This window comes from Halobacillus litoralis (assembly GCF_020524025.1).
Taxonomy (GTDB): domain Bacteria; phylum Bacillota; class Bacilli; order Bacillales; family Halobacillaceae; genus Halobacillus; species Halobacillus litoralis_D.
The window spans coordinates 42,579-61,712 of sequence record NZ_JAIVKN010000002.1; the positions used below are offsets into that span (position 1 = coordinate 42,579).

The window sequence follows — 19,134 nt, forward strand, 5'->3', positions numbered from 1 at the left end:
TTTTTTATCGGTCCACTTTATTAAAAGTTGATGCTGCACACGTCACGATTCATTTATTCACAGGGCTGATTAGCGGCTTTCCTTCAAAGAAGTGGATAAGGTTATCAAAGCACATACGCATCATATTCGATCGTGTCTCTACAGTCGCAGAACCTATATGAGGAAGACAGAGGACCTGGGGTAAAGAAAGTAAAGGATGATCTGATCCTATAGGCTCTTCTTCAAATACATCCAGGCCCGCACCAGCGATTTCTGAGTTATTCACTGCGTGATACAGGGCTTTTTCATCAACAGTAGCTCCTCGTGAAGCGTTAATAAAAATAGCCGTATTCCTCATTCTTTCAAAAGCCTCCTTATCAAACATATGGTACGTCTCGTCTGAAAGCGGAGTGAGGCAGACCACAAAGTCCGCAAATTTTAACAGCTCGTAAAATTCCATGTATACGGCTCCAAGATTTTCTTCAGCTTCTTCATCTCTTGAGCGATTATGATAAAGAACGCGCATGTCAAAACCTTTGGCTCTTTTAGCCAGTGCTTTCCCGATCCTTCCCATCCCCACAATTCCTATCGTTTTGTGATGAACATCACTACCTGCCAGCCATAAAGGGGACCAATTGTTCCATTCGTTTCTTTGAATAGAGTGGTTGGCTTCAAGTAAACGACGGGCAGAAGACATAAGTAAAGCAAATGTAAGATCAGCCGTCGTATCTGTCAGTACGTCAGGCGTATTTGTTACGGCAACCCCATGTTTGTGGGCTGCACTTACATCCACATTGTCATAACCAACAGCCATATTGGCTACAATCCTTAGGTGCTGTCCTTCCATAAATACGTCTTCATCTACGGGGTCTGTCAACATCGTTAACAATCCGTCCGCGCTGCGCACTTTTTCTAGAAGCACACTGTGTTCAACAGGTTCCTCTTCTTTATCCCACATCTCAATATCAAGCTGATTTTTATAAGGTTCTACTACTTCATCAGGCAGCCGGCGGGTGATATAAATCTTTGGTTTTTTCATCGTTCCTCCTCCTCATGACTCTTTTTTACCAGTTTAGCATACTCAGCTGTCTTCCATAGGTGGACAACTGCCCACATTATGCACCGAAAGCTTGAACTTTTGATATAATAAACATAACATCAGTCGTTTGTGAAATAATAAACGCGGGTATGGAACATGGCGAGTTATGATGAGCAGGGAGGTTATTCAATATGGCAGAAGACAGAAAAATATCCAATCTTGAAAGAACAGCAAGAGAATGGCTGACAGAACGCGGAGTTACTATTGACGATATCGCTGATCTCGTCTACTATCTCCAGTCAAAATACCATGATGATCTATCTATGGATGAGTGCCGTTTCAACGTTAATAAAGTATTAACAAAACGGGAAGTCCAAAATGCAGTGATAACCGGCATTGAATTAGATCGATTGGCAGAAAAGAAAATGCTTCAAGAACCACTGCAATCTACAATTGAAGTTGATGAAAGCCTATACGGCGTTGATGAAATCATAGCCTTTTCCATTGTAAATGTATACGGCTCTATAGGATTTACAAACTATGGATATATTGATAAGCAAAAACCAGGGATTTTACAGAAATTAAATGATAAATCTACTGGCGAGTGTCACACATTCCTGGACGATATTGTAGGTGCAATTGCAGCAGCTGCGTCCAGTCGTCTTGCCCACAGTATAGCGGGAGACACAGAGGACGAATAAAAACCATTAAAAAACACTGGGCTCAGCTCAGTGTTTTTTTGAAACCTTTTCCCCGCTCCCAACGTATATCTGTAAAATATGCATAAAAAAGGAAGTGAATATGTAGAAATGAAAAACCTTGCAGGTAAGCTAGTCTGGATCCTCCCTATGATTATCGTTCTATTCGGGGTCGCCATCCTTTTTGTTCACAATTATAACGAAGTGACCGAACCCCCTGATGAAAAATGGAGCAGAGAATTAGAAGTAGGTAAAACGTCCGCTTTACAGTCTATAAGGGCTGACTCGAGTGAAGATTCCCATACGGTCTCTTTTTTAACCAGTGACGGGTTAAAACAAAAGAAGTACGATGAGGATTACAACCTTTTAAATGAAGAAAGTTACGACTTTCCAGTAGATAAGTTTACAACCTTTTTTAAAACCGATGAAAACTTCGTATTTTCGGACTATTACCATCTTTATAATGGGAAGACAGAAGATGAAATCACAGCTATCGATAAATTTTTCCCTCTTGAAAGCATGGCTTTCTACAGAAAGGGACAAGATGTTTATTCATTGAATATGAAAAACATGGAAGGTGAAGAGCTGTTTACCCTACCTAACCCAAACACATCTTTAATCTTCCAGGAAACATCAAACGGTATTTATTTTTTAACAAATGATGTAGATCAAAGCGGTCACCATATTACATATTACAAAGTTGAAGATGAACAGGTAAAAGAAGTAGGAAACACAGATTTTACGTTGAAGAGTTCAGAGGAATTCAGCGATATGCAGTTTTATGTAGAGGGAGACACGGCAAAGGTTTTATTAACAACTATACAAAAGCAAAGCATGTCTGGAAAAATAGAAGGGTTTTACTACTATGACGAGTTCACTTTTGGTGAGGATTTAGATCTAACGAAGATATCCATGACTGATCCTGTTTCTTCAACGGAACTAAAAGAAGTATCCGATATAAAAATGCGTTCCGGAGAAGGAGGAACCGAGCTGCTTTTTAAAGCCATCGGCGCTACAAAAACAAAGTTTCGCGATTCAGAAGGATTTAATATTTATCAAGCTCAAGTCAGTACTGAAGGTGTTAGCGAGATTACCCGTATAAGTAACACACCAAATTTATCCCATGATCCAAGCTGGATGAATTCCAATACCGTCATTTGGCTGGATAAAACGAGTAGTGAGGACCGCCTTCTGCTTGCCTCCCAAAACCCCAAAGTCGTAAAGGAAGCGAAGGCTATTACACAGGCAAACCTTATTCAAGCTCTTGGCAAGACAATGGGTATGTTGTCCTTTAGTCTTTTTGCCATCATTATTACATCGTTTTGGTTTATCTGGCCTTTACTCTTTATGGTAGTCATTATGTTCTCCAAAAAAGATGTTCTTGAAAAAGACCATGCCTGGGTTTTCTTCACCGGCGGAATAATTTACCTCGGTGCAGCCATTATGGTAAGACATCCTATTTTCTCTGACAGCCTGATGGCCAGAGCTCCAGAATACCTAAGTTTTCCTGGAAGTCCGATTTTGTTCTTGGTAGCCTTTGCTGTTATTGCTTATGGAATATTAAAAACCGGAGCACGCCGAAGGGACTGGTCTATCCCTATTCAACTAACGTACTTCATTTTCATTCACGTTCTTTTTGTATCTGTATTCTTTGGACCTTATGTGTTGTAGGAGTTTCCATTGAATAATGGTTACAAGGGCGATTGTTGGACAGGTTAAATAGTTTTTCTTTTCAAGAAGGCAGGAATACCGGTCTACTGGTTTATTTTCGGTTTCCTGCCTTCCCTAAAAAAAGAGCCCTGGAGGGCTCTTTTTATTTATCCAACCATTCATATAGGTTTCTGCACTTATACGTTGGCTGCTGCTTATAATTTTCAATGCTTTTGAAAGAACTAAGCCCCGTTTCAACCATAAGTGTGTCGATTCCTGCTTTCATACCAGCCATAATATCTGTGTGATAGTTATCTCCAACCATGAGGACTTCTTTTTCATTTAGTCCCAGTCGTTTTAACGCACGACTCATAATAAGAGGCTCAGGTTTCCCTACAAACGTGGCTTCAACACCCGTGCTGACAGTTATTACAGAGGTTAACGCCCCATTTCCCGGAAGTAATCCACGGTCTGTAGGAATAGCAATATCGGCATTTGTACTTATCAGGACCGCTCCATCCCTTACTTCTAAGCAAGCCCTCGCTAATTTTTCATAACTGATATTTCGATCTAAACCAATAACTACGAAATCCGCATTTTGTTCAACTAATGATAGGCCTTTCTTTTCTAATGCATCCTTCAAGCCTTCTTCGCCTATAACAAAGACTCGCGCTGCTGATTTTTGGCTATCTATGTAATCAGCTGTAGCCATACTGCTCGTATAAATTTGCCTGTCTTGAGCGGAAACGCCAAGACTTGTTAATTTCTCAGCAATAGATGACACAGTTTTGGCAGAATTATTGGTTAAGAATAAAAACGGTTTATCTTCACCAATTAAATAATCCACAAAGGCAGCGGCTCCATCAATACTCTCTTCTCCTTTGTACATCGTCCCATCTAAATCGATCAAATATCCCTGATAATCCTTCATCTTTTCCACATCCCATCGAAACAGTTCTTATTCTTTTAAAAATGCTGATACAGGACCCAGTTCATGATTTAAGTATTGCCTTATGCGTTCAGGAAACGCTTCTAAGGATGACCAATGCCTGCCCCATAAACGTTCCAGGATCTCATGATCGACGTTTGTATACTGCTGAACCACCATTTTACGAAGATGGATAAAAGATTTATAAGCCTCTTGTTCTTTAGAAGGCAGAACCTTTTCGTCCGTAAGGATATCAATGATATCATCGTAGCTCCCTGGATCTCTCATAATGAAACCATCAATCATCATATTTCCAACGTCAATCATCGCTTCTATTGTTAGGTGAGTCATTCGCTCAAGCAGCAGTTTTTCAGCAAAACCTTCATATGTATGTTGAAGGAATTCTCTTTGAACATCTTCCATGTAGCTTAAAATTTCTTCTATTTTCTCCCTGTCTACAAAATACATAGAACGACCTCCTGATATTTCTTTTGAGTGAATAGGGTTATGATATCACAATTGCGTTCAATTCAATAATGATGGAGAATATTACCCTTTTTGAATAAGAACGTGTATGAAAGGTTATACTACTCGATGTGGATTTTCGCTGTAACTTGACCGTACAATCATACTTCACAAATCAAGAAGATGAAGAGACAGCAGACATTTATAAAGGAGTGGAGGATTTCATGGCTGAAAGGCCGTTACTCGAAGATATCACCCAAAACACAAACACTCGTTTTGTATCTTTCACAGCAGGAAGTCATCGTTTTGAACTGGCTCTGATGAAAGCAGATTACTTTAATAATCAGACAATGGTCATCAACCTTCTTAAAAACCGTCAAGCCTTATTAGATCTTGAAAATATCAAAAAAGACGGCCATCTAGAGCATATGTTTCAATTGAGTGCAATAGAGGCAGAAGAACTTCGAAATTATCTCCCCTATCTGCTCTCATAGAATAAAGAGACCTCCACAGGCAAAACTAAAGCTGAGGAGGTTTTTTATGGATAAAAACAAGCGTAAATATACTGATTTCGCCAATGTAGAAGCACAACGGAATTATCTTGTGCCTGAACAACTTCCCGAGGGACCCTACGGGGCTCCAAGAAATAAATATGAGCCTGTTTCCAATGAAAAGAGTGCTCCATGGACAGATAAACAAAGGTATTACAGCGCATTCAACTATGAAAATAAATCGTTACACCAGGATCTTCAAAGGCAGGAAGATGGTGCTCATCCTATTCATGATGAGAAGAATGCTGATTTAAAGCCATCTGAAGAAGAATATTAAAAAAGATAAATAAAACCGACGTGCTGAAATGACTGCACGTCGGTTTTATTGACGAACCCTTTTTAATACAAAATAAGAACAACCAAAGTTACAGTACTCGTATAAGTAGTCCTCTAAAGTACTGATCTTTGTATCAAAGGTGGCCTTAGAATTTTGATCATCATAAAACCCCTTTAATCGAAGCTGGCCGTATCCCCAATCACCTACAATAAAATCGTATTTATTAAGTATATCACTGAAACGATTTTCCACCTCTTCGTGCTGAAAACCTTCCTGATAATCCTCCAAGATGTCGTACGTTTTACCTAAAAATTCGACCATATTTATCACCTCTATCCTCTTATCAGTGTATCACATTTCAATAGATGGAAGAAAACGCAACTTCATGAAAGGTATGATTCTTTTATAAATGTTCAATCTAAACATAATAAAAGATCTTAAGGAGGATGCATGTTGAAAAAGATTATCAAACGCACATTGCTTGTGGCTTCGTTGACACTACTTGTAACAGGATGTCAGGAATCGAAAGAGGAACACGCAAAAAACATGATGGATGGAGATACGTTAAGCGGCAATGCCATGGATGGGTATAACACGGAACCTAAAGATGGACAGGTGGGCTATGTTCGTTTTAATAAAGATCAGTTAGACGAGAATGCAGAAAGAAAGAGAGAAATTAAAGTAAACCGTGAACAAATGGCCGATATGATTTCCAGAATGATTTTACGCTACGAAAATTTTGATGATGTTGCAACTGTTGTGACAGATAATGAAGTTCTTGTTGCTTATAAGAGAGCCGATGACACAGATCGCGACCTGGCTGCTGATATGGTACAAAAAACAGCGTATTCACTCGTTCCAAGTTTTTATCATGTATATGTGTCTGATAACCCGGCTTCTTTTGGTGATGTTCAAAGCTTAAGTAATTCAACAGTATATGACGAAGGTTACAACGAAACGATCAACAGCATTATTAAGAAGATGAAAAAATCCCCTCAAGGAAAAGTGGATGAAACAAATCCTAAACAGCCAAATGTCGGTCCTAACACGAACACAGAGGCAGAAACAGGGATGGAAAACTGACCAAGTATTCTAGCCCATTTTTTCCACTTATAACAATGAACCAGCTGTCCCATGCTATAAGTATCAAAACATTGTAGGTGAGGATATGAATTATTTACGTTTTATTGTTATAGGACTGTTTCTTTCTTCATTTTTTTGCGCCACCCCTATCTATGCAGATGAAGAAAGTGACTCAAGAATGGCTCTTTATAAAAAAACATCAGCGGTTACCGATATTCCATGGGAGTATTTAGCGGCCATTGACCAATACGAACGTCAAGTTCATGACGATCCTAAGGAAGGACGGGTTACAGCCATTGAAGTAGACCCCATGTTCTGGAAGGGGTCAGACAGTCAACTGCCTGACGTTCTCTTCCCTGACGGATGGGGGGAAGATGGTAATGGTGACAATAAAGTGCAGATTAACAACGATGAAGATGTACTATGGTCAATCGGCAGCTACATCAAAACCTATGGCACAACGAAAGAAGATATTAAAATTGCTTTATGGAACTACTACAAGAGAGATTTAACTGTCCAGACGATTATGAATACAGCAAGGGTATTTCGCAAATTTCAAACGGTCCAATTAACCAACAGAGATTTCCCTCTTCCTACCCATGCCAATTACAGCTATAGAAGCACCTGGGGAGATGCACGAGGATTTGGAGGAAGAAGAATTCATGAAGGCACTGATATATTTGCCAATTATGGTGTGCCGGTAAAATCAACGACATATGGAGTAGTGGAAATGAAAGGCTGGAATACTTTTGGAGGCTGGAGAATCGGCATAAGAGATATTTACAATATTTATCATTACTATGCCCATCTCCAAAATTTCTCAGAAGATATTAAAGTGGGAGATATCGTCCAACCCGGTGATGTTATAGGGGCTGTAGGAGCTTCTGGCTATGGACCTCCAGGAACGTCTGGGAAGTTTCCTCCTCATCTGCATTACGGGATGTATCAAGACAATGGAAAGAATGAATGGTCATTTGATCCAACTCCATTTTTAAGAAAATGGGAGCGTATGGCTGAATAAACAAAGCGTCGCACAGTGATGTGCGACGCTTTAAATTAGAGGTTATTTTGATTTCTTGACTGCGTTTGTGATACTCGCAGCCAGCCCTCCCCATATAACAATCATTCCAATTACCATCATTGTAATTGCACTAGCTGTCATGTCAGCTGACCTCCTTCTTCTCTTCGTTAAAGGCTTTGGAATCCCAGCGTTTTAATGTCATCAAAAAGCCCATAACAATAGCAAATGCAGCTACAAACCAACCGCCGAATAAAATGAAGCCGTCGGCATAACCTTCATAGTTCCCTGTAGCGGTATCGAATTCTTTAAGAAGGTTTTTCTTGAATAGATCAACCATCATATAACCAAGAACAACAGGTGTCACCACACCTAAACAAATCTTCCACCATCCACCCAGACGAATATCAGAGATCCCATTGGCATGAGATTGAAAGTCGTTAAGATTACGTAAGAACCAGGCAATGACAACAACTTCAACTAAGCCTACAAAAGCTACGCCAAACTGGTTGATAAAGTAGTCTGCTGCATCCAGGAAGAACAAACCACCCTGTGTTGCAAACAAAAGGGAAATGACTGCAGCTAATCCCCCGCCAATTCCAACAGCCTTATTTCTTGATATTCCGAATTTCTCACTTATTCCAGCTACATAGGTTTCTGATATGGAAATTAAAGAGGATAATCCTGCAAGCACCAGAGACAAGAAGAATAAGAATCCAAACAGACCATTCAAAGCTGGAAACTCATTAATAATCTGCGGGAATACAACAAAAGCCAGACCCACTCCCCCGCTTACAACTTCTTCTACTGGTACATTACTTTGGGATGCCATGAAGCCAAGGGCACCAAAAACTCCGATACCAGCTAAAAGTTCAAAGCCTGAATTACTAAAACCAGCGATAAAGGCATTGTTCGTAATGTCCGATTTCTTCGGTAAATAGCTAGAATAAGTAATCATAATGGCAAAAGCTATAGATAAACTGAAGAAAATCTGACCATAAGCGGCTACCCATACAGAACTATCTGTGATAGCTGAGAAATCAGGTTCGAAAAAGGTTTGCAGACCTTCGGCTGCCCCAGGCAGAGTAATTGCTCTAATTACGATAATCATGAAAAGAACAACAAGGGTCGGAATGAATATTTTGTTTGCTACTTCAATTCCTTTTTTAACCCCTTTAAAAAGGACGCCGAGTGTAATTAACCAAACAAGGATTAACGGGATAAGAACACCAGGTACAAGGCTTCCTGTCTGACCAGGATCAACAGATAATTTCAGATATTCGCTAAATAGAAAGCCTTCTGTATCGTCCCCCCATGAGAGGTTAAACGCAAAGACGCTGTAAGACATCGCCCAACCGATAATGACAGCATAATAGGTGGATATAACGAATGATACTAATACAGCCCACCATCCAAGCCATTCTGTTTTTCTATTCATTCTAAAGAAAGACAGCGGTGCTGATCCTCTATATTTATGACCGATGGTGAATTCCATAACTAAAAGGGGAATACCTGCAGTTAATAAAGCAAATAGATAAGGAATAAAAAATGCTCCGCCCCCATTTTCATAAGCTACGGCAGGAAAACGCCATATGTTCCCTAATCCAATTGCAGAACCAACGGCAGCTAAAATAAATCCTGCGCGCGTCCCCCATTGTGCACGATTTTCCATGTGAAAGACCTCCCTGATTGTGAAGCTCAAGACCTGAATCAACCAAGAGCTTCTTTTTTATTTTTCTGATTATTCTGTTTAAATTATAACCATCAGGGTACAGGTTGTCAAAATAATTTTAAAATTTTCAGAAAATGGCAATTTATTATGAAACTATTATTAAAATCTCTGCTATTCTAATGTTTCATAACTACATGGTCGCTGTCTTCCTCTTTTTTTGTCCGGTTTCTCACTAATTAAGGGTAGGATGATCGGGAATTTCACATAGGTACGATTAACGTGTACAAAAATCTATAAAAAAGGACAGAGGCTTCATTCACCTCTGTCCTGAAAAGTTATGCAGATGTCTGCGGATTTAACTTATGAATAATGAGTGCTATTCCAAACACAATTCCTAAAGTAATCAGTAATGGGATCCATACCTGCCCTGTAAGCCCCAGAATAATATAGCCAATGGAAGCCGCTACAGCAGCAATAACAGCGTATGGAAGCTGTGTGAGTACGTGATCAATATGATTAGACCCAGCACCCGTGGAAGATAAGATTGTTGTATCAGATATTGGTGAACAGTGATCACCAAAAACAGAACCAGCCAATACAGCTGATAAGGCAGGCAAAATCAAAGCAGGGTCGGTAACAGCGGCAATTTCACCAGCTATTGGAAGCATGATGCCGAATGTACCCCATGAAGTACCTGTAGATAGAGCCATAAAACCTGATAGTATGAAAATAATAAATGGCAGATAAGCAATGTTGATATCTGCTTGTTTGAACTGTTGGGCTAAATACTCACCTGTTTGCAATTGACCAATAATATCGCCGATTATCCAAGCAAATATTAAGATATAGATTGCTGGAAGCATGGCTTTCATTCCTTCAAGGAATACATGAGCAATCCCGGATTTTGGCTGTGGCTGTCCTATATAAGAGAATAAAGCTACGATAACAGCTGCCAGTCCACCTATAAATAGAGAAATATTCACGTTTGTATTGGCGAATACAGATAGGATATCCGGGCTGCCTTCTGAGTTCTGAATTCCTGTAATGACCATCATGGCTACTGTACCAACAATTAAGGATACAATAGGCAGGACTAAATGAGAGATCTTCCCATTGTCATGTTTCTTAAATTCATCATTCAGGTCTCCAGGGACGTCACCTTTTTCAGGGTTTGTTAGTTCACCGGTAGTTAATGCACGTTGTTCATGCTTTTTCATTGGACCGATGTCTAACCTGAAATAAATGGTCAGAAAGACAAGAAGTAAGGCAGCAAATACATACAAATTCGCCGGGATCATTAGGACAAATGCTTCAAATGCTTGAAAATCGGTTATTTCATTTGCAGCAAGAATACTGCCGATGGTACCAATAATATAAGCTCCCCAGCTTGAAATTGGTGATATAACCGTAATCGGAGCCGATGTAGAATCGATATAGTATGCCAGTTTAGCCCTGGAAACTTTGTATCGATCGGTGACCGGTCTTGCTACCTGTCCTACAGCCAAAGCATTGAAATAATCATCAATAAAGATAACAATACCTAAAAGAGAAGGCACAAGTTTTGCTCCTCTTCTGCTGCCAATGCGCTCTACGGCCCATTTACCAAATGCACGGCTGCCACCGGATGCGGTCATGAAGGCAGTTGTTACACCCAATAAGAATAGAAAAGAAAGAAGATAAATACTTCCTGTATTTAATGAACCGTCACTGTAAAATATGCCTGCGAAGATGGACCAGATCAGCGACAGTCCGGCGCCGATATCCATTTGTGTGAGCATAAACGCTCCGACGATGATTCCTATCCCCAGGGATAAGATAACTTTCCTTGTAAGCAGAACAAGGACTAGCATTAATACTGCTGGAATTAAAGAAAAGATGGTTCCTTCCATGTGTTTCCCCTCCGTAAATCTTGATGTAGCGGGATTCGGAAGGCTACTGCGGATTAAAATTGAGGAATAAAAAAAGACAATGATAGAAAATAACCTACCATTGCCTTTTGTGGCAATTTGATTATCCTCCATTTCGATCAGTAGCGCCCCATGCACCCAAAAGCATGCATGACAGTGTATCTCTTATTTAGATATACACCAGCGTTTCATAACTTGACTCGTTAATCTACACTTCGGCAGACAACCCCTTTCATCAATGATCTTTGCTTGTCACACTCCCATTGACTACTGATGGTGCCTGCACCTCTACCTCACCGATCTGATAAGGTCACGCATATTCAATTCTTAGCTATTCTATCAGGGTAAGACATTTATTGCAAGGGTTCCATAGGAACAGAGAATGATGGATTTCCTTCATCCCCTGTCATTCCTCCATAAAATTCCGGGACTTTTCCTAAGATTGTCGCTTGATCTATAGGGATATTATTCGTTACAACTGTAGTTTCCGTAGAAAATGGAATAACAATTCGAACATTTACCTCAAAGTGAATCGTTAACTCAAATAATGCTGCATTAATTCCATATTCCGTCATGTCTATGTCTACTTCAGACTGAACATCTCCAATGACTCTTAATTGTACGGGTACTTTCGGTCCCAGGTTTGCCAACAGACTATTGTTTGTGGCTAACCCTATTGGTAATTCAATAAGTGTAGCCGGCTGTTCTCCCTCTTCATCCTGAGTTCGATCAGGGTCTATATTGGGTTCAAGTGCCGTGTCTTCCATAGGAAGTTCTCCAAGCTCCATCCGCTTTAGGAAATTTTGCACCCGGATCGTCGTGTCTCTTAAGGCTCTATTTACAACGACTGAATTCCAACCCATATATACAATATTCCCCTGATTATCTTTTTCCATCTTTACGAGGTCATTAAATTGTAAGTCCTCTGCAATTGTCTTACTTACAGCTTCGTTAATAGCATCTCTTGCAAGCTGTTGAGCTTTCGTTTCTGCAATTTCTACAAGCGCTGGTGTTACTCCCCTATTAATAAACCATAGGCTTAATGCAGTGAAAAGGGCAAAAAAGACGATACTAATAACAATCCGCTTTCCAATGGAAGAACTTGATGTCACGTGTTTTTTGGACATCCAACAACCCTCCTCACCTATGTATATGAAAGGAATTAAGGATGTATCCTTTCCATTTTGTAAGGTTGTTGAAAACAAAAAAAGCTGCCGGAAAGGCAGCTTTTTCATCATTTATCCTCTATTTTTTAAGTGCTTCTGACAACAGGTCCCTCAACAGTTCAGGCATATAGTACGTTTTAGTAGAAGCGTAGGCAATCTCAGGAAAGAACCTCCCAAAAGTAAACGTATCCGCCGTAGCAAAGCTGTATACCTTCTCATAATCGATGGGACTGCCTTCATAAGTGACTTTTCTTACATGCTCAACCCCGTCTCCATCAGTAGATACTTCAATATCCACTCCGGCAAACACCATTTTCCCTATAACCTCTCCTCTAAATCCAAAGCCTTTCAATTTAATTTCGGTCAATTTTTTTGTATGAGCCGCTCTAATAACTTCAAGCAGTTCATCCCCTTTTAAATTTACTTTACATGGGTTCATAGGATGAGGGCAGATTCGATGTACATCTTCATAAGTAATCTCACCTGCAGGTAAATGATCCAGGAGAACGCCGGCATTCAGCATAGCGATATCTGAGGATGTCCAGCTTTTCAACTGTTCTGTCAGCCTCGTCATTAATGGTGTATCCTGAAACCAAGCAATATGCAGAGGTTCCTTTAAATAAGTGACAGGCGTTCCCAGACGTTCAATCGCTTCTACTCGAATCTGTTTGATATGTTCTGTAACCTGCTCATCTTTTTTCAGATGTTCTGTAGGTATAGCATACGCCTGTTTGTTATCCATCTCTTTGGTCTCTAAATCCCACTCAACCATAACCTCGCCGAGATGTGTTCCATGTTTACCTGCGGCTGTAAGAAGAGAACCATCCACATACTCTCCATTTTTAAATAAATGATGTGTATGCCCGCCAATAATAATATCAATGTCGCTGTACCGCCTGGCAATTTCCTCATCATCATTAATTCCCAAGTGGGAAAGCAGAATCGTGATATCCGCTTTTTCGCTAACCTCCATCAGCAATTCATCCAGAACTTCATAAGGAGATTGAACATCCCAGCCCAACTTTTGATAAAATGCCCTGAATGGTGCAGTTAACCCAATAACCGCAATCTTTGTACCAAGTTTAGACTCCATAATATGGTATGGTTTCAACCAGATTGGCGGGCTTGTCTCATCGCACTTTAAGTTGGCACATACAACTTGAAATTCTGCCTGATCATATAAATGGTGAAGATCTTCACTAGCAAGCGTGATTCCTTCGTTATTGCCGATAGTGACCACATTATATCCGGCCCGATTAAGAAGTTCGACATTTCCTTTTCCCATCAGCCCTTCAGCAATTGGATGAAAACGGTCTAAATGATCTCCGTTATCAAACAGCCAATATTCTTCACCTTTGTAATCGTGTTTCTTTTTTTGTTCATTAAAGTAGCCGACGATTTGGGGCCAATTTTCAAAGTGGCTGTGCAAGTCACTCGTATAATAAAAAAATAATTTTTCCTTCATCATCAGTCTCCTCACCCTAAACCTTGCCATATTAAGCGAATACCAATTAATATAAGCAGCACTCGAAGAAACCATTCAACCGCTCTGCCGTTAAGCTTTCGATTAATGCCTGCCCCCAGTGTACCTCCTAGATAAGCACCTGGTATAAACCAGAGAGTATATCCCAGTTCAACATGTCCTAAAAATACATGCATGGCAGAACTTGATATGCTGGCAAAGAAAATCATAAACATCGATGTCGCTGTCGCAATATGAGGAGGGATGTTCAGCAGAAGAATCATCGCTGGAACCATAAGAGACCCTCCGCCGATCCCAAGCAGACCCGACAACATTCCAACTGTAAACGAAAGCACAAATCCAATGAGAAACGGCATTCGATAAGTATAAGTTTTTCCATCAATGGTTTTTTCCCTCTTTAGACCTTTTTTAATAAGCGGATCGCCTATCTGCCTTCTCGGTATGAAAAATAGAAGAGATACTATAATCATAACGCAGCCAAAAAACAGGGAAAAACCATCTGTTTTAAAATATTGATTGAACCATGATCCTACAATTCCACCAGGAATACTCCCGAAAAGGAAAATTAAACCAATTTTTTTATCTACTCGCTCGTGCTTCATATACGAAATAGCGGATGACATGCCCGTAAAAATCATGACAACCAGTGAAACACCCACAATAGACTGCGGACTGACCCAGTCAAAGGATGAAAAATGGTCACCCAGGAAAAGCAGAACAGGAACTAAAATTACACCGCCGCCAAGACCGGCGACACTACCAACCAATGCTGTTACTAAGCCAATGATGAACATCACAAAAAACATACAGTACCTTCCTTAACTCTATATAGATAATATTATAGTATCATGTTTTGTATTCATAAAACATCACGCCTTGTCTTATAGATAAAACCAAAAACCATTCCAGTTAATCCTCATAAAAAGTAAGCCCGATTCCCCTTATACAAGCTTATATAGGAAAACGTACCGGGTGGACAAAATAATCAAATGGTGTTTTCTCGAGTGAACTTCCATCTATATAAAAAGAAGCCTTTTGAAGGTAGAAAGTCTATGCAGCATACGTCATACAAATGAGGATTAAACCTGAAAAAACATACAAAACATCAAGAGAAGGTTCCATGGAAGGAGAAACTGGAGTAACCATTTCTGCAAAAGAACATTCCCTCATCCCCATTTTTTGTTATGTTTTATCATTTCTCAATTTTATCAATAAAAAACATTTTGAAGGCGGAAAATACTTGTAGCACAAAAACAAACAAAACCACCGATCCACCCAGGGCAGCTAAATACTTCACTCCATCGACTCCCTGTTCCCCACCTGCAAAAGCAACCATTACATAGGCAATAACAGCAATGGAAACAGCCCACAACAGCATTTTCCATTTAGCTGGTTCTTCATCAAAGCGGATGTTAATGGTACATAATGTTGCTATAGCACGAACCATAGAGTCCGCGGCAGTAGCAAATGAGAGAATCAAGGCAATCATTACAATCGGAATAATGATTGAAGCAAAAGGCAGGTGGGCTAAAAATGTCCACAAAGCTGAAACAGCACCATTTTCCTTAATGGTTGAAATAAGATCAACAGTGTTATTCTCCTGCCAATGTAAAGCAGTTCCGCCAAAAATCCCAAACCAAAGAACACTAAAAGCGGCTGGTAATATCCAATTGATGACCATAAACTGACGAATGGTGCGTCCATAAGATATGATTGCTAGAAAGATCCCCATTAAAGGCGCATAGGCTATCCAAATAGCCCAATCATATAGTGTCCACCACATAACCAGCGCCTCTCCACCGATCACTCCTGGATCGAGACCCCATCCCCAGAAATTCTGCAGCCAATAAGAAAATCCAGCTGTCGTAGAGTTTAATATGTATAGCGTTGGTCCTATTACTATCAGTACAATAAGCAGGAAATAAAAGACATTGGCGTTAAACGATGACATTTTACGAATCCCTTTATCCAACCCTTTTAATGCGGATATTGTAAACAACCCTGTTATTAAAAAGGCTAGCACAAACCAAAGAATCGGACCTTGTTCAAATCCATAAGTCATTTCAATTCCAGAACCAACCAATGCCAAGCCAGCTCCAAGTGATGAAGCTAAACCAAGGGCTATCGCCAATACTGCCAGTGTGTCTATAATCCCCGGCCAGAAACCTCTGGTAATCTTGTTTCCAAACAATGGCGTTAAAGTTGCCGTAACCGACAATTCCTTTTTTCTATTAAAATACATATAGGCAACAACCAAACCACTGAGTGAATACATCGCATATGGGATAAAAGTCCAATTATACAAAGATCGTCCCATGGCAAAAAATGCAGCAGAAGCAGTCCCCGGCTCCACCCCTGTATTATTCAATTCTCCATAAATGTTCCCAAAGTAGATAATTGGTTCGTTTACTCCATAAGTGATAACACCTGTGGCGACCCCTCCAGTCAAAGCCATTGCAAACCAAGAACGGAACGGGTATTTAGGCTTAGCATCAGCACCTCCCAGTCGAATACTCCCTATTTTCGAGAAGGTTACAACACTCACAATAATGAGTGCCATCAAGGAAATGATTTGATAAAGCCACCCAAGTCCTTTTAACGATGCTGTAAATCCGTTCATGGTAATCTCAGTCAACACCTGATTGTTCACTATTCCAAGAATAGCTCCTCCTCCAACTATTAAAAAGGCAGGTATAAAAACGGATTTTCGTGTTTTCTGTTTCCCACCCGGACTCTGGTTTACTTCTTTTTCAGCTGCCAACGACATTTTCTATTCCCCCTTTTCAAACTTTCTAAAGCTTATCTTAATATAGCAAAATTTGTAAAGGTTGAATATTCCAACAGCTCTTCCGTCAGGTATTTAAGAGATCTGAATTCGACATATAAGTTGTCATATAGCAGGGGGATAGTGGCTGGGACAATCAGGCCCTGTAAGATGTAAGGCTTTCGATGTCATCATAGGACGCATTGAAAATTATAAGACTTTCCGTCTCCCGTAGTCCTGACGATGAAAGCAAACTCTACCCTCAACGCTATATTCCTTAAAACCATTTCCTCTGAAACAGTAAATTAACTCCTTAAAACATTTACACCGACAGTGACCTGGCCATTTTAAAAAAATCACTGGTTCTAAAAGGTTATCACAATACCTTTGTTAAAGAGGACTAAGTCCCCTTCTTCCAAGAACAAACTCTAGCACCGGAATATATAAATGAGACAGCAATGAGAGATTTTTATTCCAATTCGCTAACAGACAGGCTTATTTTGCATCCACAGTATTCAAAACCCTATAAACTAAGTATTGAACTAAACTAAACCCTATGAACGCTCCCCAGACACACAGATAATACACTGTTGGGTTTAATGCCGAATAGTAGTTAACCGCCATAAAAGCACCCATTAACACTTTCGGACCTATGTAACTATAAATCAGACTGACAAAGAAGAAGATATATTTGTTGATTCTGTCGGTGATAATGGAATCTTCGCTTGCATTTGCTATTAACAAAGACAAAATACTCACGAAAAAATACAGCACCATTAGGGTAGTCGCTTCTAAGCCCGAAAAATCGATGTGAAGTCCCACTCAATTCCCTCCTTTGAATGATACAAATCTTTTAATGAGCCTCTTATATGCAATCATAAATCATTATTGTTTCGCAAGAAGAATGATCCTTCCAGGGAGAAAGGGACGATAGAGCATGTAACAAATTCAGTTTAATTGACACAAGAAGATAGAGAACAAAGAAAACCCCTGCCACAAATTTTGCGGCAGGGGTTTAGAGTGATTAACCGATGGAACCTTCCATTTCGAATTTAATTAGACGGTTCATCTCTACTGCATATTCCATTGGCAGTTCTTTCGTGAACGGCTCAATGAAGCCCATAACGATCATTTCAGTCGCTTCTTCCTCAGAAATACCACGACTCATAAGATAGAACAACTGCTCTTCAGAAACTTTAGAAACTTTAGCTTCATGCTCAAGAGAGATGTTTTCATTCATGATTTCGTTGTATGGGATTGTATCAGATGTGGATTCGTTATCCATGATGAGTGTATCACACTCAACGTTGGAACGAGCTCCCTCTGCTTTACGTCCAAATTGTACAATTCCACGGTACGTTACTTTACCACCATGTTTTGAGATGGACTTAGAAACGATTGTGGAGGAAGTATTTGGAGCTAAGTGGTGCATTTTCGCTCCAGCATCCTGGTGCTGACCTTTACCTGCAAGAGCAATGGAAAGTGTCATTCCACGTGCCCCTTCACCTTTAAGCAATACAGCAGGGTATTTCATAGTCAGTTTAGAACCAAGGTTACCGTCTACCCATTCCATTGTAGCGTTTGATTCTGCAACCGCACGTTTCGTAACAAGGTTATAAACGTTGTTCGCCCAGTTCTGAATGGTTGTATAACGGCAGTAAGCATTATCTTTTACAAAGATTTCAACAACCGCACTGTGAAGGGAGCTTGATGAATACGTAGGAGCTGTACAACCTTCTACGTAGTGCACAGATGATCCTTCATCAGCAATAATCAGCGTACGCTCGAACTGACCCATATTCTCAGAGTTAATACGGAAATAGGCTTGAAGCGGAGTTTCCACTTTTGTATCTTTCGGTACATAAATGAAAGAGCCGCCAGACCATACAGCAGAGTTTAATGCTGAGAACTTATTATCAGATGGAGGGATAACCTTACCGAAGTATTCACGGAAGAGATCCTCATTTTCTTTAAGGGCGGAATCTGTATCTTTAAAGATTACACCTAGATCTTCCAGGTCTTTCTCCATGTTATGATAAACGACTTCAGATTCATACTGTGCAGACACACCAGCGAGATACTTTTGTTCTGCTTCTGGAATACCTAGACGGTCGAATGTGTTTTTAATTTCCTCAGGAACTTCATCCCAGGAGCGTTCTGAACGCTCAGATGGCTTCACGTAATAAGTGATGTCATCAAAATCAAGTTCCTGAAGGTCGCCGCCCCACTGTGGCATTGGCATTTTATAAAATTGCTCAAGAGACTTCAAACGGAAGTCAAGCATCCATTTCGGTTCTTCTTTATAGTTGGAGATCTGTTCAACGACTTCTTTCGTCAAACCTTTCTGCGTACGGAAAATCGAAATATCTTTTTCGTGGAATCCGTATTGATACTCTCCCACTTCTGGCTCTTTTTTGGCCATGTTAAATACCTCCTTTTGGTATTGACAAAAGC

Annotated in this window: 19 protein-coding genes and 1 riboswitch; of the genes, 6 read left to right on the top strand and 13 right to left on the bottom strand. The window is 40.1% G+C overall.

The genetic code is table 11. From position 1 onward, the window contains the following. Positions 1-49: 49 nt before the first annotated feature. Positions 50-1,018: a 2-hydroxyacid dehydrogenase gene (locus LC036_RS06920; protein WP_226580190.1), complete on the bottom strand. Its 969-nt coding sequence runs from the start codon at positions 1,016-1,018 to the stop codon at positions 50-52. Between the two features lie 191 nt (positions 1,019-1,209). Between LC036_RS06920 and LC036_RS06925 the strand changes: the two genes are divergently transcribed. Next, positions 1,210-1,719 (top strand): phosphatidylglycerophosphatase A, encoded by a 510-nt coding sequence (locus LC036_RS06925; protein ID WP_226580193.1) that lies wholly within the window; start codon positions 1,210-1,212, stop codon positions 1,717-1,719. 108 nt (positions 1,720-1,827) lie between these two features. Next, complete coding sequence (locus LC036_RS06930; RefSeq protein WP_226580196.1) at positions 1,828-3,387, top strand: hypothetical protein; 1,560 nt, start codon at positions 1,828-1,830, stop codon at positions 3,385-3,387. Between the two features lie 142 nt (positions 3,388-3,529). On the opposite strand, the gene LC036_RS06935 is transcribed toward LC036_RS06930, so the two are convergent. Together LC036_RS06935 and LC036_RS06940 are read right to left on the bottom strand one after the other, a co-directional pair. Further along, positions 3,530-4,297, bottom strand: a complete 768-nt coding sequence (locus LC036_RS06935) for a TIGR01457 family HAD-type hydrolase (protein ID WP_226580199.1) — start codon at positions 4,295-4,297, stop codon at positions 3,530-3,532. Between the two features lie 27 nt (positions 4,298-4,324). Next, the gene (locus tag LC036_RS06940) at positions 4,325-4,762 is read right to left on the bottom strand and encodes a DUF86 domain-containing protein (protein WP_226580202.1); all 438 of its coding nucleotides are present in this window, start codon (positions 4,760-4,762) and stop codon (positions 4,325-4,327) included. A gap of 146 nt (positions 4,763-4,908) precedes the next feature. Between LC036_RS06940 and LC036_RS06945 the strand changes: the two genes are divergently transcribed. Further along, positions 4,909-5,253 carry a DUF3055 domain-containing protein gene (locus LC036_RS06945; RefSeq protein WP_226580205.1) on the top strand — a complete coding sequence of 115 codons (345 nt, stop codon included), beginning with the start codon at positions 4,909-4,911 and terminating at the stop codon, positions 5,251-5,253. 46 nt (positions 5,254-5,299) lie between these two features. After that, the gene (locus tag LC036_RS06950) at positions 5,300-5,587 is read left to right on the top strand and encodes a cytosolic protein (protein ID WP_226580207.1); all 288 of its coding nucleotides are present in this window, start codon (positions 5,300-5,302) and stop codon (positions 5,585-5,587) included. A 45-nt stretch (positions 5,588-5,632) separates the two neighbouring features. Here LC036_RS06950 and LC036_RS06955 read toward each other — a convergent pair whose 3' ends face one another. After that, complete coding sequence (locus LC036_RS06955; RefSeq protein ID WP_226580209.1) at positions 5,633-5,908, bottom strand: YutD family protein; 276 nt, start codon at positions 5,906-5,908, stop codon at positions 5,633-5,635. A 132-nt stretch (positions 5,909-6,040) separates the two neighbouring features. Here LC036_RS06955 and LC036_RS06960 point away from each other — a divergent pair, with 132 nt between their 5' ends. Then, complete coding sequence (locus LC036_RS06960; protein WP_226580211.1) at positions 6,041-6,670, top strand: YhcN/YlaJ family sporulation lipoprotein; 630 nt, start codon at positions 6,041-6,043, stop codon at positions 6,668-6,670. An 85-nt stretch (positions 6,671-6,755) separates the two neighbouring features. After that, on the top strand, positions 6,756-7,691 hold the full coding sequence (locus LC036_RS06965; protein WP_226580213.1) for a M23 family metallopeptidase: 936 nt from the start codon (positions 6,756-6,758) through the stop codon (positions 7,689-7,691). A gap of 42 nt (positions 7,692-7,733) precedes the next feature. Here LC036_RS06965 and LC036_RS06970 read toward each other — a convergent pair whose 3' ends face one another. The 9 genes from LC036_RS06970 to sufB form a co-directional block, all read right to left on the bottom strand. Next, positions 7,734-7,832, bottom strand: coding sequence for a methionine/alanine import family NSS transporter small subunit (locus LC036_RS06970; protein WP_075035181.1), 99 nt, complete (start codon positions 7,830-7,832; stop codon positions 7,734-7,736). 1 nt (position 7,833) lies between these two features. Continuing rightward, positions 7,834-9,360, bottom strand: a complete 1,527-nt coding sequence (locus LC036_RS06975) for a sodium-dependent transporter (protein ID WP_226580215.1) — start codon at positions 9,358-9,360, stop codon at positions 7,834-7,836. Positions 9,361-9,695: 335 nt separating this feature from the next. After that, positions 9,696-11,249: a Na+/H+ antiporter NhaC family protein gene (locus LC036_RS06980; RefSeq protein ID WP_226580217.1), complete on the bottom strand. Its 1,554-nt coding sequence runs from the start codon at positions 11,247-11,249 to the stop codon at positions 9,696-9,698. A 133-nt stretch (positions 11,250-11,382) separates the two neighbouring features. Beyond that, a riboswitch (Lysine riboswitch) is annotated at positions 11,383-11,566 on the bottom strand. A 54-nt stretch (positions 11,567-11,620) separates the two neighbouring features. Next, positions 11,621-12,394: a sporulation protein YunB gene (gene yunB / locus LC036_RS06985; protein ID WP_226580219.1), complete on the bottom strand. Its 774-nt coding sequence runs from the start codon at positions 12,392-12,394 to the stop codon at positions 11,621-11,623. Between the two features lie 118 nt (positions 12,395-12,512). Next, entirely contained in the window at positions 12,513-13,898 is a 1,386-nt protein-coding gene (locus LC036_RS06990) for a bifunctional UDP-sugar hydrolase/5'-nucleotidase (RefSeq protein WP_319004441.1), read from the bottom strand. An 11-nt stretch (positions 13,899-13,909) separates the two neighbouring features. Continuing rightward, the gene (locus LC036_RS06995) at positions 13,910-14,722 is read right to left on the bottom strand and encodes a sulfite exporter TauE/SafE family protein (protein ID WP_226580225.1); all 813 of its coding nucleotides are present in this window, start codon (positions 14,720-14,722) and stop codon (positions 13,910-13,912) included. Between the two features lie 386 nt (positions 14,723-15,108). Further along, positions 15,109-16,683, bottom strand: coding sequence for a BCCT family transporter (locus tag LC036_RS07000; protein ID WP_226580228.1), 1,575 nt, complete (start codon positions 16,681-16,683; stop codon positions 15,109-15,111). A gap of 492 nt (positions 16,684-17,175) precedes the next feature. After that, on the bottom strand, positions 17,176-17,502 hold the full coding sequence (locus LC036_RS07005; RefSeq protein ID WP_226580231.1) for a hypothetical protein: 327 nt from the start codon (positions 17,500-17,502) through the stop codon (positions 17,176-17,178). 202 nt (positions 17,503-17,704) lie between these two features. After that, positions 17,705-19,102: a Fe-S cluster assembly protein SufB gene (sufB, locus tag LC036_RS07010; RefSeq protein WP_226580234.1), complete on the bottom strand. Its 1,398-nt coding sequence runs from the start codon at positions 19,100-19,102 to the stop codon at positions 17,705-17,707. Positions 19,103-19,134: the final 32 nt, after the last annotated feature.